Source organism: Streptomyces sp. NBC_00568, from assembly GCF_026341855.1.
In the GTDB taxonomy this organism is placed as follows: Bacteria; Actinomycetota; Actinomycetes; order Streptomycetales; family Streptomycetaceae; genus Streptomyces.
Genome location: NZ_JAPENW010000001.1, coordinates 4,706,977 through 4,722,178, shown reverse-complemented (window position 1 = coordinate 4,722,178; position 15,202 = coordinate 4,706,977). Strand labels below are relative to the sequence as shown.

Below are 15,202 nucleotides of genomic sequence, written 5' to 3'. Positions count from 1 at the left end.
TATCGGGCCACTTGACGCCGCCGTACGGTCTCCGTAGCGTCACCACTCGTACGTGGACATGACCCACGTTCACATCCGAGAATCTGAACGGCGACGGACGGGATGGACATGAGCGGACGGCGTGTGGTGGTGTCCGGCGGCGGGACGGGGATCGGCCTGGCGACGGCGGAGGCGTTCGCCGCGGACGGGGACCGGGTGGTCCTCCTCGGGCGCCGCGAGGACGTCCTGCGCAAGGCGGCCGACGGACTGAACGAGCGATACGGCCGGGCGGCCGCGTCCTGGCACGCCGCGGATCTGGCCGACCCCGAACAGGTCGGCGCAGCACGGGACTTCATCGTCGAGGACGACACCCCGGTGGATGTCCTGGTCGCCAACGCGGGCGGCAACGCCGCCGTGTCGCACGACGGCGGCCTGGCCTCCGTCGCCGAGAGCTACCGGCGCAACTTCGACGCCAACGTCCTGACCGCCGTCCTGCTCACCGAGGCGCTGCTCCCCCACGTGCGCCGCCCCGGCGGCCGTATCGTGCAGCTTTCCTCGATCGCCTCGCTGCGCGGCCCCGGCTCGTACGGCGGCTCCAAGGGCTGGATCAACACCTACACCTACGATCTCGCCCAGCGCGTCGGCTCCGAGGGCATCACCGTGAACGCGGTCGCCCCCGGCTTCGTCGGCGACACCGAGTTCTTCGGCGACCGCGCCACCCCGGATTTCGTCGCCGCCCGCGTGGCCCAGTCCCTCACCGGACAGCCCGGCCGGCCCGAACAGATCGCGGCCGCCATCCGGTACGTGGCGTCGCCGGAGGCGGCGTATGTGACGGGCCAGCTCCTCCACATCAACGGCGGTGCTGCACTGGGGCGTTAGTTCCCGGGGCGCCGCGCGGTACGGGCGATCTCCTCTAGCCTGTCGCGCATGGACGCACCGGGGGACTTCGTCGACGGTCGGTTCCAGCTGATCGAGCGGCTGGGCAGTGGCGGGATGGGCACGGTGTGGCGGGCCCGGGACGGCGCCCTGCACCGCGAGGTCGCCCTCAAGGCGGTGCGGGCCGACGCGGGCGCCTCGGCCACCGTACGGGAACGGGTGCTGCGCGAGGCACGGGCGCTCGCCCGGATCAGTCACCCGCACGTGGTGACCGTTCATCACATCGTGGAGGCGGAGCCGCATCCGTGGATCGTGATGGAGCTGGTGCCGGGCATGACGCTCCAGGACCGGCTCGTCGCGGGCCCCTTGTCCCCGGCGGAGGCGGCGCGCGTCGGCCGGCAGGTCCTCTCCGCGCTGCGGGCCGCCCACGCCGCCGGTATCCGGCACCGCGACGTCAAACCCGCCAACGTGCTGCTCCGCCCGGACGGAACGGCCGTTCTCACCGACTTCGGCATCGCGGCTCTCCAGGACTCGACCTCCCTGACGGTCACCGGTGAACTCGTGGGCTCCCCCGAGTACATGGCACCCGAACGCATCCGCGGCCACGCCGACGACCCGGCCGGCGATCTGTGGTCCCTCGGTCTCGTCCTGTACGTCTGCGTGGAGGGCGTCAGTCCGCTGCGCCGCGCGACGACCCTCGCCACGCTGGCCGCCGTCCTCGACGATCCGCTGCCGCCTCCCGTCCGCTCCGGCCCTCTCGCCCCCGTCCTGAACGCGCTGCTCGTACGGGATCCGGGGGCGCGCCCCGACGCGGAGCGCCTGGACGCGATGCTGGCGCCGGCGGAGGCGGGGACGCCTGCGCAATGGGGCCCGCCGACGGCGACCGCGACGGTGTCGGCGACCCACCGGGAGCCGCTTCCGCGGCCGTACACGGGCCCTGTGCCGCCGCCCGCCGGGCCCGAGCGGTGGGACGGGCCCCTGCCGCCCGTACCCACCCGGCCGGACAGCCCGGGTGGGCGCCGAAGGGCGACGATCGCCGTCGCCGTGACCGCGGTGCTGGCCGTCGCCGCGACCACGCTCTTCCTGACCCTGCGCGACCGGGGGACCGGCCGGGAGACGGGCGGCGAGGCAGGGCCGTCGGCCACGGTGTCGGCCTCGCGGTCCGCGCGAACCGAACACGCGACCACGGCCCCGACCCCGACTCCTTCGCCTTCACCGACATCTTCGGCTTCCGCGCCCGGTCCGGCGCCGACGGGCGCGGCGTCCGCCACGAGCGCGCCGTCGGGCGACCGCTGGATCGCCCAGCTCTTCTCCGAACCCGTCGGAACGGGCACCGCCGCCCGGGATCTCCGCCTGACGAAGATCAGGAAGACCGTTCCCGAGGCGCGGATCCTGCGCAGTGACAAGTACGCCTCGCTGCGCCCGGGTTACTGGGTGGTCTACGCCCCGGGCCCCTTCCCGGACGGCCGGGCCGCACTCGCCTTCTGCGCCGAGCGCGGCAGAACCACCGCGACCACCTGCATCGGCCGCTATCTGAGCGACCGCACGGCCGACTCAGTCCTCCAGTGCCGCCCTCCGGCGACCGCGCCCACGGGCCGCTGCACCCGCCCGTGAGCCGGAGCCCGGGCCGCCGCCGCCCAGGCGCCCCACCAAGGGTTCGTGACCGGTCCCGGACGGGTCGGAACACCGTTGCGGACCGGCGGACCGCAGGACCCGTACGGCGTCGAAGACCTCGGTCAGTACGGCAGCACACGCCCCGACGGCGTCCTGCGGTCGATCGGCATCTCGCGCGGAGCGGCGGGCCGACGGTTGACGCGAATCCGGATCTGACGGTTCATGACCCCTCCTCATGACTGCTGAGCCCAGCGTCCCTCGCCGACACGCATAGACGCATCGTGCCCACGGAGGCACCCCTCCTACCCTCCGAGCAGGATGTTCCGGCGCGGGCCCTCCTCCCCGGGCAGTACACCGGCCCCCGTAGGCTCGGGGCATGACGGGTGAGCGGACACGGGTGGGGACGGAGCGGGGACCGGGACGGCCACGCGAGGAGCGGGTCACCGGAGCCGTCCTGAACGCGGTCGTCGACCTGGTCGTCGAACAGGGCATGGGCGCGCTCACGATGGACGCCGTCGCCGCCCGGGCCGGGGTGAGCAAGCCGGCCATCTACCGGCGCTGGCCCACCAAGCAGGACCTCGTCATCGCCGCCGCCGAGAGCCGTATCGGCGAACTGTCGGTGCCCGACCTGGGCGACTTCCGCGCCGAGCTGCGCGTCGTCCTCACGGCCCGGCTGAAGGCGTACCGGCTGCCGGGGTCGGCCCGGCTGATCGCGGGGCTGATCGGAGCGGCGGCCGAGGCGGGTCCGGGCCGGGCGCAGTACGCGCAGTACACCGAGCGGATCACGAGCGAGACGCGGCACATCCTCGAGCGGGGCATCGCGCGAGGCGACGTACGCCCCGACACCGACGTCCGGGCCGCGGCCACCCTGGTCGCCGCGCCGCTGCTCTTCCGGCTGATCGGCGAGCAGGAACTGCCCGACACCCGGCTCGTGGAGACCCTGGTGGACCTCGTGTCCCGCGCGGTCGGCTCGGCTTCCTGACCGTCGCGGCCCCGCAGGACCGCCCGGTTCACGACGGCCACGGCCCGGCCTGACGGCCCTCCACGACGGCCACACCCCCGTCCGGCCGCCCCGTTCACATCGATCGCCCCAGACCCTTGCCACCTCGCACCTCAATAACGATACTCCTGGTAACGAAATCACGGTTGTCGTTCTGGAGAGCCCATGGACAGCGTCGTCACCCCTCCCGCGCCCGCCCTCGACAAGCCCCTGATGCACTACGGAAAGCGGGTGCTGGAGCGCACCGCGCCCGGTGCCGCCCCGGCCGAGTACCGGCTGATGGACATCCGCCCGCTCACCCCGCACATCGGTGCGGAGATCGCCGGCGTCGACCTCTCGCTCCCGATCGGCGAGGACCTCGCCGCGGAGCTGAAGCAGGCCCTGCTGGAGTGGAAGGTGATCTTCTTCCGTGACCAGCACGCCTTCGACCCGAGCTCCCAGCTCACGCTCTCCGCCCTGTGGGGCGCGCCGGAGCCCAACCCGTTCTTCCCCGCCGCCGACACCGCCGGTGTCTCGCGCCTGGCCAAGGACGCCATGGCCATCGGAACCGAGAACATCTGGCACAGCGACCACTCCTTCATGGCCGCACCGGCCCTCGGCTCGGTCCTGCGGGCCGTCGAGGTCCCCGCCGCGGGAGGCGACACCCTCTGGGCGGACATGGGCGCCGCGTACGACAACCTGACCGAGCGGATGAAGGCCCGGATCGAGGGGCTCACCGCGGTGCACGACTGGGTCGCCAGCTGGGGCCTGACGATGACGGAGAGCCAGATCGCGGCGCACCGGGAGGCCCTGCCGCCCGTCGAGCACCCGGTGGTCGTACGGCACCCGCGCACCGGCCGCAAGCTGCTCTACGTCAACGAGCCCTTCACCACCCGGATCACCGGTCTGCCGGAGACCGAGAGCCGTGAGCTGCTCGGCGAACTGGCCCTGCAGGCCCGTGTCCCCGAGTACCAGGTCCGCTTCCGCTGGCAGCCCGGCTCCGTCGCGATCTGGGACAACATCGCCACGCAGCACTACGCGATCAACGACTACTACCCGCAGCGCCGCGTCATGGAGCGCATCGCGATCGCCGGCGAGCCCCTGTCCTGAGACCCGTCGTCCGGGGGCTCCTGCCCGGACGTCCTCCTGCCAGGACGGGCACCCGCCCGCCTGGGCAGGCTTCCGCCCGGCCGGCCCGCGCCTCGTCGGCCGGGCGGGCGTCCCCGCGGCCGGACAGGCGTCCCCTCGCCGACCGCGCCCGGGGCCGTCGTCCGGTCGGGTGCCGGCCCTGATTCCCCGGCCGGCGCCCCAGGGGTGCCCCGCCTCCTTCTCCCCGCGCTCCTCCCTCCGTCTCCCCATCCCGACCCGTCCCCCGCGGAGCCCCTGTGACCGACACCGACGTCGTACCCGCTGTGCCCGCCGCCCCTGTGAAGACGCCGCCCGAGCAGCGCCGCCGTGCGTGGACCGTCACCGCGCTGCTGGTCGTCTTCATGATGGTCAACTTCGCCGACAAGTCCGTGCTGGGCCTGGCGGCCGACCCCATCCGTGAGGACCTCGGCCTGTCCGCGTCCGCCTTTGGGCTCGCCAACAGCGCGTTCTTCCTGCTGTTCTCGATCTGCGGCGCCGCGGTGGGACTGCTCGCGGACCGCGTACGGCCCAAGTGGCTGCTGCTCACGATGGCCGTCCTGTGGTCCCTGTCCCAGGCACCGCTGGTCCTGGGCGGAGGGCTCGCGGTGCTCGTCGCCTCGCGCGTTCTGCTGGGCGCCGCCGAGGGGCCGGCGTTCCCGGTGGCCCAGCAGACCACGCTGTCCTGGTTCCCCAACCACCGGCGCAATCTGCCCGGGGCACTGATCGTGCTGGGGATCACCCTCGGCGTCCTGGTCGCCGCCCCGGTGCTGACCTGGGTCATCCACGAACACGGCTGGCGCACCGCGGTCGCGGTGGTCGCGGTCGCCGGTGCGGTGTGGGCACTGCTGTGGATCCCCTTCGGCGGAGAGGGGCCCTACGCGGGGACGCGGAACGGCGGGACCCCGGCGCCGGTCCCAGCCGACGGCCCCGGCCCCGGCTCCGGCTCCGGCCCCGGTGCCGGTGCCGGTGCAAGTGCCAGTGCCGGTGCCGGTGCCAGTGCCAGTGCCGATCGGACGGTTGGTGTCTCCGATGCCGACCCGACGGCCGAGGGCCGCGGAGCCGACCGCGCGGCCGAGGCGGCGGAGGCCGTGGCCGGGACGGTCGGCGCCGCGCGCGGGACGCCGTACCGCCGGATCCTCGCGACCCGTACCTGGATCGGGGCCACGGCCGCCTACTTCGGCACCTACTGGGTGATCGCCTTCTGCCTGGTCTGGCTCCCCTCCTATCTCCATGACGGCCTCGGCTACTCCTCGGCCGCGTCCGCACGGCTCCTCATGCTGGTCTGGGGGCTGAGCGGTGTCGTGGTGCTCGGCCAGGCCGCCCTGACCGGATGGCTGCTGCGCCGCGGGATCTCGAGCCGACGGGCGCGCGGCGGGGTCGGCGGCGTCCTGATGCTCGTCGGCGCCGCGGCGTGCCTCGCTCTTCCGGCGGCACCGGCCGGTGCCGCGACCGTCGTCCTCCTGGTCGCCGGATTCGGCTGCGCCGGGGCGATGGGCAGCGTCGCCGCCACCACCGTCGCCGAACTGGCTCCGGCCGACCGCCGCGGTGGCGCGCTGGGCATCATGAACGCGGTGGTGACCACCGCGGGTCTGATCGCCCCGACCCTGATCGGGCATTTCGTGGACACCCAGGGGACCGCGGGCTACCGGCAAGCGCTCCTGATCACCGGAGTGCTGCTCGTGCTGGGCGGAATGGCCGCCGTCACGCTGATCGACCCGGCCCGCGACGCCCGGCTGCTGTCGGCACGCCGCACCGAGCCTCTCGCCCCGGACCACGACACCCCGCGGCAACCCGCCTGACGGCCGCTCCCCCGCCCACCGATTCCCCACCGCCTCCCCCGCTCCTTCCCTACCGCGAGGAATGACGTGAACCCCAGCGCCCTCGACACCTCCTGCCTGGACCGGGCCGTCGCCGAGTTGCGCGGCAGTGCCGCTTCCTGGTCCGCCGCCCCGCTCACCGAACGCATCGCGCTGCTCGAACGGCTGCTGCGCCGGGTGGACTCGGGCGCGGCCGAACTGGCCGCGGCCGGCGCCCGCGCCAAGGGCTACGATCCCGGCTCCCCGTGGGCCGCGGAGGACTGGAGCGGAGGGCCCTGGGCGCTCGCGCAGAACGCCGCGGCGTATCTGCACGTGCTGCGGCGCGTCGCCGCGGGCCGCGCACCGCTCGCGGCGAATGCCGTGCGGGAGACGGCCGGCCGCACCCGCGTCGACGTGTTCCCCGCGACGGGCTGGGACCGGCTGCTGCTCAACCGCTTCAGCGCCCAGGTGTGGATGCGGCCGGGTGTCACCGCCGACGAGACACGCGACCGCGCGGCCAGCCCGTACCGGGGCCGGCCGGAGCCGTCTGCCGTGGCCCTGGTCCTCGGCGCCGGGAACGTCGCCGCCATCACCGCGCTCGACATCCTGCACAAGCTCTACGCCGAGGGCCAGGTCGTCGTCGCCAAGATGAACCCCGTCAACGCCTATCTGCGCCCCCACTTCGAGCACGTCTTCGCGGAGTTCGTCACCCGTGGCTGGGTCCGCTTCGTCGACGGCGGCGCGGCCGAGGGCGGATACCTCGCCCACCACGCGGACGTCGACGCGATCCACGTCACCGGCAGCGACCGTACGCACGACGCGATCGTCTGGGGGACGGACGAGGACGCCGGGCGGCGCCGAGCCGAGGACCGGCCCCTGATCGGCAAGCCCTTCAGCAGTGAACTCGGCGGCGTCAGCCCGTGCGTCGTCGCTCCCGGCCCGTGGAGCGACGCCGACTTCCGCTTCCAGGCCGAACACATCGTCACCAGCAAGATGAACAACTCCGGCCACAACTGCATCGCCGGCCAGATCCTCGTCGTACCGCGCGACTGGGACGGCACCGAGAAGCTGCTGAACGAGATCCGCCGGGTGCTGCGCGCGCTGCCGTCCCGCGCCGACTACTACCCCGGGGCCCGCGAGCGCCTCGACGCCGTTCTCGCCGCACACCCGCGGGCGGAGCGGTACGGCGACGGCTGCCGCCTCCTCGTCCCCGACGTCACCGGCCCCGACGACGTCCTCGTCACCGACGAGGTCTTCGCCAGCGCGCTGGGCGTCGTACGACTGCCCGGCGCGACCACGGCCGCGTTCCTCCGCAACGCCGTCGACTACGCCAACGACCGCCTCCCCGGCACCCTCGGCGCCACCCTCATCGTGCACCCGAGGACCGAGCGGCAGGACCGGGCCGCGGTGGAGACCGCCGTCGCCGACCTGCGCTACGGCACCCTGGGCGTCAACTGCTGGTCCGGGGTGGGCTTCCTGCTCGGGTTCACCCCCTGGGGCGCCTTCCCCGGCCACACCCGCCAGGACATCGGCAGCGGCATCGGCTTCGTGCACAACGCGTTCATGCTCCGGGGCGAGGACATCGAGAAGACCGTGCTGCGTGCCCCGTTCACGCCCGCACCGCGCGGCCTCGTCACGGGCGACCCTTCGCTGTCCCCGCGCCCGCCCTACTTCGTCACCAACCGCACCGCGCTGACCACCGTGGAGCGCCTCACCCGCTTCACCACCGCGCCGAGTCCGCTGCGGCTGCCCGCCCTCTTCGCGTCCGCGCTGCGCGGCTGAGCCCGCCGGTCCACGCCAACACCCCTACGGAGAACAGCCCATGCTCAACCTCGCCGTCATGCTGGAGAACAGTGCCCACGCCGTGCCCGACCGTACGGCGGTCGTCCTGGGCGACCGGCGGATGACCTACGCCGAGCTGGACACCGCCGCCCGCCAGGTGGCCGGCCTGCTGCGCTCGCGCGGCATCGAGCCCGGCGACAAGGTGGCGCTGTCCTGCCCGAACCTTCCGTGGTTCCCGGTCGTCTACTACGGCATCCTGAAGGCCGGCGCGGTGGTCGTCCCGCTCAACGTGCTCCTGAAGGGCCGTGAGATCGCGTATCACCTGGCCGATTCCGAGGCCAAGGCGTACTTCTGCTTCGAGGGCGGCCCCGAGCTCCCCATGGGCCAGGAAGGGTGGGACGGGTTCAACGAGACGGAGAGCTGCGACCACTTCTTCCTGCTGACCGCGGCCCCCACCGAGACCTCCCCGATCCCGGGCACGCGGACCCTGACGTCGGCGCTGGCCGGCCGGAGCACCGAGTTCGAGACGGTCGCCACCGAGGCGGACGACACGGCGGTCATCCTCTACACCTCCGGCACCACGGGCCGGCCCAAGGGCGCCGAACTCACCCACGCGAACCTGACGCTGAACGCGCTGACCTGCCACAAGATGTTCGGCGAGGTCGAGCACGACGTCCATCTCATCGCCCTGCCGCTGTTCCACTCCTTCGGCCAGTCCGTACAGATGAACGCCGGACTCGCCGCCCGCGCGACACTGGTCCTGCTGCCGCGCTTCGACGCCGGCTCGGCCCTCGCCCTGATGCGCCGTCACGCCGTCACCTTCTTCGCGGGCGTCCCCACCATGTACGGGGCGCTGCTCGCCGAGGACGTGCCCGAGGCGGAACGGGCGGAGATCGCCGGGAACCTGCGGATCGCCGGCTCCGGGGGTTCGGCGCTGGCGGTCGAGACGCACCGCCGGTTCGAGGAGCGTTTCGGGGTCACCGTCCTGGAGGGCTACGGCCTGTCGGAGACCAGCCCCGCGGTGACGTTCACGCCGCGCGGGGAGCCTGCGCGCGCGGGCTCCGTCGGCCGTCCGGTCTGGGGCGTGGAGGTGGACCTGATCGCCGAGGACGGGACGCCGGTGAAGGATCCGGACGCCATCGGCGAGATCGTCGTGCGCGGGCACAACATCATGAAGGGCTACTACAACCGGCCCGAGGCGACCTCCGAGGTGCTGCGCGACGGCTGGTTCCGCACCGGGGACCTGGCCCGCCGGGACGCCGACGGATGGCTCTACGTCGTCGACCGCACCAAGGACCTGATCATCCGCGGCGGCTTCAACGTCTACCCGCGGGAGATCGAGGAGGTCCTGCTCACCCACCCCGCCGTGAGCACCGTGGCCGTCGTCGGCGTGCCGCACGCCACGCACGGCGAGGAGGTCAAGGCCTGCCTGGTCCTCGCCCCGGGCGCCGAACTCACCGGGGAGGAGCTGATCGCGTGGTGCAGGGAGCGGATGGCCGGCTACAAGTACCCGCGCCTGGTGGAGTTCCGCGACCAGCTGCCCACCAACGCCACGGGCAAGATCCTCAAGCGCGAACTGCGGGACGCGCCCACGGCCCCCTGACGGGCCCCGCCCCACCTCGCTTCCCTGACGGCGCCCCACCGCGCGGCGGCCGGGCCGGTTCCCCGCTCGGCCGCCGTCGGGGCCGGTTCGCCGGCCGATTCCGTGAACTCATCACCTCCAGGGGCTACCCCGTGGCACCGGCCCGGCCCGAAGCTCTGGAGCGGACCTCGACGAGGAGGACGTCATGACGTACACCGCACCACAGGCCGCACCACCGTTCGGGCCCCGCAGGAGGGCGAGGCGGGTCACCTGTCCCGGCGTCGCCTCCCCCGGCCTCACCGCCCGGCCGGCGCCGGGCACGCCCGGCCGTACGGACCGGAACACGACCGGGGTGACCCGGTGAGCGCCCCGGAGAGCGCCGACTACGTCGTCGTCGGAGCGGGCTCGGCCGGGGCGGCGCTCGCCGGCCGGCTGACCGGGAGCGGGTCGGCCTCGGTCGTCCTGCTCGAAGCCGGCGGCCGGGACCGGAAGGCGGCCGTGCACATACCCGCCGCCTTCTCCCAGTTGTTCAGGACCGAGCTCGACTGGGACTACTCGACCGCCCCGCAGCCCGAACTCTCCGGGCGCCCCGTCTATTGGCCCAGGGGCCGGATGCTCGGCGGCTCCTCCTCGATGAACGCCATGATGTGGGTGCGCGGGTTCGCCGCCGACTACGACGAGTGGGGCGACCTCTGCGGCGCCGACTGGTCGTGGAAGGGCCTGCTGCCGTACTTCCGCCGCACGGAGCGGGTCCTCGGCGCCACCGACCCCGACCACGGCCGCACCGGCCCCATGAGCGTCGAGCCGCAGCGCGACCCGAACCCGCACACGGCCGCCTTCCTCGACGCCGTCCGGGCACTCGGCCACACCGTCGAACCCGCCAACACCGCGACGCCCGACGGGTTCTCCCAGACCATGGTGAGCCAGCGGCGCGGCGCGCGGTGCAGCACCGCGGACGGCTACCTCAAGCCGGCCCGCCGCCGCTCGAACCTGCGGGTCGTCACGGACGCGCAAGCCACCCGCGTGCTCTTCGAGGACCGCCGCGCGATCGGCGTCGAGTACGTCACCGGGGGCGTCACGCGCACGGTGCTGGCCCGCCGCGAGGTCGTCCTGAGCGCGGGCGCGGTCAACACGCCCCAGCTGCTCATGCTGTCCGGCATCGGCGACGCCGGGCACCTGCGCGAGCGGGGCATCGAAGTACTCGTGGACGCCCCGCAGGTCGGCGCCAACCTCACCGACCATCTCATCAGCGGCCTCGCCGTCGACGCCGCCGACCGGACCCTGTTCGCCGCCGAGCGGCCTTCCGAACTGGTGAAGTACCTGACCCGCCGCCGGGGGATGCTCACGTCGAACATCGGCGAGGCGTACGGATTCGTCCGCAGCCGGCCCGGCCTCGAGCTGCCCGACATCGAGATCATCTTCGCGCCGGTGCCGTTCCTCGGCGAGGGCCTCGTCAAGGCGCCGGAGCACGGGCTGACCGTGGGCGCGATCCTGCTGCGCCCCGAGAGCACCGGTTCGGTCACCCTGGCCTCGGCGGACCCCTTCGCCAAGCCGGTCATCGACCCGCGCTATCTGACGGACCCGGACGGCGCCGACCGCGCGGCCCTGCTGGCCGGACTCGGCGTCTGCGAGGAGATCATCGGCCGGCTCTCCGACCGCGGGCTGTCCACGGGCCGCTTCCTCATGCCGCCCGGGGCCGAGGACCTGCCACGGGACCGGCGCGACGCGCTCGCCCTGGCCGATCACTCCCACACGCTCTACCACCCCGTCGGAACGGCCCGGATGGGCCGCGACGACGCCTCCGTGGTGGACCCGCGGCTGCGGGTACGGGGGGTACGGGGCCTGCGGGTGGCGGACGCCTCGATCATGCCGACGATCATCCGGGGGCACACCAACGCCCCGTCCGTCGTGATCGGGGAACGGGCGGCGGATCTGCTCACGTCCGACTGAGGCCGAACGGAACGTCCTGAGCACCACGGCCTGTGCTCAGGACGCCGTCAAGGCGCGCTCCCCGGAACCCCGGCGCCGCCCATCACCTGGTCGTGCAGCTGCGCACAGGTGCGGGTGATCAGGCGGGAGACGTGCATCTGGGAGACACCGAGCTGCAGACCGATGCGGGCCTGCGTCATCTCGCAGAAGAACCTCATGTACAGAATCTGCCGTTCGCGTTCGGGCAGGGCCCGCAGCAGAGGCCGGAGCGCTTCACGATCGACGATCCGGTCGAAGCCGGGCTCCGTGCCGCCGATGGTCTCGGTCAGCGGGTGGCCGTCCGCGGAGCGGCCGGGCACGGCGTCCATGGACCAGGCGGTGAAGCTCTCCAGCGCGCCTTGGCCGAGCCGTACCTCGGCCTCGGTCAGCCCGGTGTGTGCGGCGATGTCGTGGACCGCGGGTATCGCTCCGCCCAGTGACGAACTCAGCTCACGGTCGGCGGCGCGGACCCGGCCTCTCAACTCCTGTACGCGCCGCGGCACATGCACGACCCAGAGTTCGTCACGGAAGTGCCGCTTCACCTCGCCGAGGATCGTCGGTACGGCAAAACTCGGAAAGGCCGTGCCGAGACCCGGGTCGAAGCGGGACACCGCCTTGACCAGGCCCAGTTGGGCGACCTGCCGGAGATCTTCGAAGGTCTCGCCTCGATGGCGGAAGCGCTGGGCCAGCCGTACGGCCATCGGCATCCAGGCGCACACCACCTCCTGGCGCAGCGCGGACCTCTCCGGGCCGTCCGGCAGCGCGGCGATGCGGCGGAACGCCGCGTCGGTGTCCGGCGTGTCGTCGTAGCGGCGCGCGTTTCGTGGGCTCTGGGCGCGTTCGGCAGGCATGGCACGTGTCTCCCTCTTCGGTGGTGTCACTCACCGTGGGAGCCGGCGGACCGCAGCACGGTGGCTGCGGCCGCACCGGACCTCCGGATGACAGACCGGTCAGACGGTCACCCGCGGCGTTCATGGTCCCGGCGGTCCTCGCGCTTCCAGCGTGCCCGGTTCTGACGGCTGTAGCGGCGGTCCCAGCGGTCCTGACGGTCCCGGCGCTGCTCGTAGTCCCGGTAGCCCTTGAGATCGGAACCGTCGCGACGGATCCAGCCTCCCCCGCGATCACTGCCGTGGCGGGTGGCGCCGAAGAGCAACACGGCCGCGGCCACCCACCACAGAGGATGGAGAAAGCCGAGGCCGAACAGGACCACGATCAGGATGAGAAGCAGAACGAACACGGCGGGCCTCCCCGGAGCAGAACAACGCGTCACTGCCGGGGGCCGGGGCCTGTCAGAACAACGTACTCCTCCCAAGTGGCCGGGGACAGCACGCATGTCCGCGGCTTCCGGCGGAGTAGGCCGCAACCGGATGGCCAGTTGGCGTCTGTCCGGGGAGCGCGGCGAGGGCTAACGTGCGCGGTACGGCCCGAGCCCCCGGCAGCGTCGATCACCTCGCGCGCTCCTTCGGGGGCGCACCTCGCGCATCGGTGAAGGAACCCGTCCCGTCTCCGACGGGCCGTTCCCGCACCCGCCGTCGCCACCCGATCCCGGCGCGGCACCGATGCGCCCCGTGCGGGCACCTTTCCGCTGCCCGCCGCGTCGCACGCGTTTCACGACAGGCGGTACACATGTACGCGCTGATCGTTCCGGCTTCGGCCCCCTTCGTCCTGCTCGCCGCCGTGATGAGCCTCTCCTGGTGGGAGGACCGCATCCTGCCGGCGCCGCCGGCCGATCCGGTGAACGCTCCCGCCGAGGCCCCGTTCGCCCCGACGGCCCCTGCCCGGCTCGCGGAACTCCCCCCTGTCGACTCCGCGTTGACAAGGGAAGTCGTCCGGCATTGACTGGCAGCGCGGCGAAGGGCCGTGCCCCTCCGGTTCACCGGGCGACGCACGCCGCCTTCCCGCTTCGCCCGGACCCGCGGATGTCAGGCAGTTCCCGCGATCCGGAAGACCCGGCCATGATCCGCGGATGCTTCTCCTGCCGCTGATCCCGGTGGAGTTCGGGTTCGGCTTCACCGTGCGGGCCCTTCGGCGGGCCTCGTCGAGGCGGACGCGCTGCCGACGCGCCCGGCGGGGGACCGTGGCCTCCCCGACGGGGACCGGTCCGACGACCGGAGCGCCGCCCTCTCCGTCCGCCGCTCGCACCACGTCCAGGACCACCGCGGCCTGCACGCGACAGCCCGCGACCGGAGCGGCACCGAGGAAATGCGGGAGGCGCCACGTCGAAGTCCGAATCCTCTTCGAGGCGTTGGCCGGCGAGCGGCCGCCCGCCCGGACCGGCGCGTCGTCCCACGACGACCGGAGTCACGCGCCGGGGGCACGGACCCACGCCACGCGAAGGGAAGCAGCACCTGATGGCACACAACGCCGAACACGCACGGCAGCCCCGGCCCGGGGCTGCCGATCCCCCGATGCGGCGCGCTCCGCAGACACCCCGCGCCGAACCCGCCCACGCACCGCGCGAGCCCGGCACCGGCGCGGGCGGCCCCGATCGCGAACGCTGCCCGGCACTGGTCCCGCGGGGCGACCGGGACAAGCTCGCCCAGCGCCTCCAGCAGGCCCTGGGCACCTTCGTCGACAGCCCGCGCGCGGCGGTGGAAAAGGCCGACGCCGTCCTCGACGAGGTCACCACCCTGTTCACCGTCACCCTCGCGGAACGCCGACGCTTCTTGCGCACAGGCTGGCAGGACCCGGCCACCGATGCGCGGACCGAGGAACTGCGGCTCGTGCTCAGGCAGTACCGGGAGATCACCGAACGGCTGCTACACATGGCGGCGCCCGCCCGTCGGTGACACCGCCCTCCCCGCGGCAACGACGGCCACCGCGGGAGACCGGTGCGCACATCACACCGGCCGTACGCCGTCGGACGTCCCCGTGCGGTCGGGGGCTGTCGTCCACAGTCGCAGGACCGGCGTTTCCGCGGACCTCACCTCGCCGTCGGCGGACCGGAAACGGCCGGGATCTGCGGGCGGGCAGCCGGATCCCGGTCTTCGTGGTCCCCTTCGGAGTCCCAGGCCGCCTGAACGGCCCGGTCGGTCTCCGACACCGTGCGCAGGCTCGCCGCCTCCACCATCAGCCGGCCCACGTGCGCGGTGCGCAGGCAGTCCCTCCCGGCGGCCATCAGCAGGCGGGCCGAGACGGGAGTCGGCTGCACCCGCGCGCCGACGAGCCCCGCGCCGGGGACGGCCGACCGGTACGGAGGGTTCGCCGGGTCCCCGGGGATGCGACCCCACAGCGGATCGGGCACGGCCGTCCGCAAGGAGCAGAGGGCGGCGGAGGGCGTCCGACAGGACGGAGAGGAAAGCGTCCGACGGGATGGGGAGGAGGGCGTGCTTTCGGGGATCGGCGTGGGGAAGGCGAAGGCACTCATGACACGAACCCGGCTCCGGACCGACCGGAACCGGCCCGGTGTGGTGAAATCGCCGAAAGTGACACGGACATGGGAGCCGTGCACGAAATACCCTCGGTAACACCGAGCCTACTCCGCCGACGGTCCGAACG

General features: G+C 73.3%; 13 protein-coding genes. 10 read left to right on the top strand and 3 right to left on the bottom strand.

All coding sequences use genetic code 11. The annotated features are described in order from the left end of the window. Window positions 1–108: 108 nt before the first annotated feature. The 8 genes from OOK38_RS20500 to OOK38_RS20465 all read left to right on the top strand — a co-directional run bounded on the left by OOK38_RS20500 (window position 109) and on the right by OOK38_RS20465 (window position 11,686). Window positions 109–858 carry an SDR family NAD(P)-dependent oxidoreductase gene (locus tag OOK38_RS20500; RefSeq protein ID WP_266758429.1) on the top strand — a complete coding sequence of 250 codons (750 nt, stop codon included), beginning with the start codon at window positions 109–111 and terminating at the stop codon, window positions 856–858. Between the two features lie 48 nt (window positions 859–906). Next, window positions 907–2,469 (top strand): serine/threonine-protein kinase, encoded by a 1,563-nt coding sequence (locus OOK38_RS20495; RefSeq protein ID WP_266758430.1) that lies wholly within the window; start codon window positions 907–909, stop codon window positions 2,467–2,469. Between the two features lie 376 nt (window positions 2,470–2,845). Continuing rightward, entirely contained in the window at window positions 2,846–3,451 is a 606-nt protein-coding gene (locus OOK38_RS20490) for a TetR/AcrR family transcriptional regulator (protein ID WP_266758432.1), read from the top strand. A 183-nt stretch (window positions 3,452–3,634) separates the two neighbouring features. Beyond that, window positions 3,635–4,558 (top strand): TauD/TfdA family dioxygenase, encoded by a 924-nt coding sequence (locus OOK38_RS20485; protein WP_266758434.1) that lies wholly within the window; start codon window positions 3,635–3,637, stop codon window positions 4,556–4,558. A gap of 275 nt (window positions 4,559–4,833) precedes the next feature. Continuing rightward, the gene (locus OOK38_RS20480; protein WP_266758435.1) at window positions 4,834–6,375 is read left to right on the top strand and encodes an MFS transporter; all 1,542 of its coding nucleotides are present in this window, start codon (window positions 4,834–4,836) and stop codon (window positions 6,373–6,375) included. Window positions 6,376–6,441: 66 nt separating this feature from the next. After that, window positions 6,442–8,154 (top strand): aldehyde dehydrogenase family protein, encoded by a 1,713-nt coding sequence (locus OOK38_RS20475; protein ID WP_266758437.1) that lies wholly within the window; start codon window positions 6,442–6,444, stop codon window positions 8,152–8,154. 40 nt (window positions 8,155–8,194) lie between these two features. Further along, entirely contained in the window at window positions 8,195–9,757 is a 1,563-nt protein-coding gene (locus OOK38_RS20470; RefSeq protein ID WP_266758439.1) for a long-chain fatty acid--CoA ligase, read from the top strand. A gap of 339 nt (window positions 9,758–10,096) precedes the next feature. Then, window positions 10,097–11,686 carry a GMC family oxidoreductase gene (locus OOK38_RS20465; RefSeq protein ID WP_266758441.1) on the top strand — a complete coding sequence of 530 codons (1,590 nt, stop codon included), beginning with the start codon at window positions 10,097–10,099 and terminating at the stop codon, window positions 11,684–11,686. A gap of 47 nt (window positions 11,687–11,733) precedes the next feature. Here the strand turns inward: OOK38_RS20465 and OOK38_RS20460 are convergent, their stop codons facing one another. Further along, entirely contained in the window at window positions 11,734–12,555 is an 822-nt protein-coding gene (locus tag OOK38_RS20460; protein ID WP_266758443.1) for a SigB/SigF/SigG family RNA polymerase sigma factor, read from the bottom strand. A 107-nt stretch (window positions 12,556–12,662) separates the two neighbouring features. Further along, window positions 12,663–12,941, bottom strand: a complete 279-nt coding sequence (locus OOK38_RS20455; protein WP_266758444.1) for a hypothetical protein — start codon at window positions 12,939–12,941, stop codon at window positions 12,663–12,665. A gap of 389 nt (window positions 12,942–13,330) precedes the next feature. Here OOK38_RS20455 and OOK38_RS20450 point away from each other — a divergent pair, with 389 nt between their 5' ends. After that, window positions 13,331–13,543, top strand: a complete 213-nt coding sequence (locus OOK38_RS20450) for a hypothetical protein (RefSeq protein WP_266848650.1) — start codon at window positions 13,331–13,333, stop codon at window positions 13,541–13,543. Between the two features lie 512 nt (window positions 13,544–14,055). Beyond that, window positions 14,056–14,493 carry a hypothetical protein gene (locus OOK38_RS20445; protein WP_266758448.1) on the top strand — a complete coding sequence of 146 codons (438 nt, stop codon included), beginning with the start codon at window positions 14,056–14,058 and terminating at the stop codon, window positions 14,491–14,493. Between the two features lie 134 nt (window positions 14,494–14,627). On the opposite strand, the gene OOK38_RS20440 is transcribed toward OOK38_RS20445, so the two are convergent. Then, window positions 14,628–14,948 (bottom strand): hypothetical protein, encoded by a 321-nt coding sequence (locus OOK38_RS20440; RefSeq protein ID WP_266758450.1) that lies wholly within the window; start codon window positions 14,946–14,948, stop codon window positions 14,628–14,630. Window positions 14,949–15,202 lie beyond the last annotated feature (254 nt).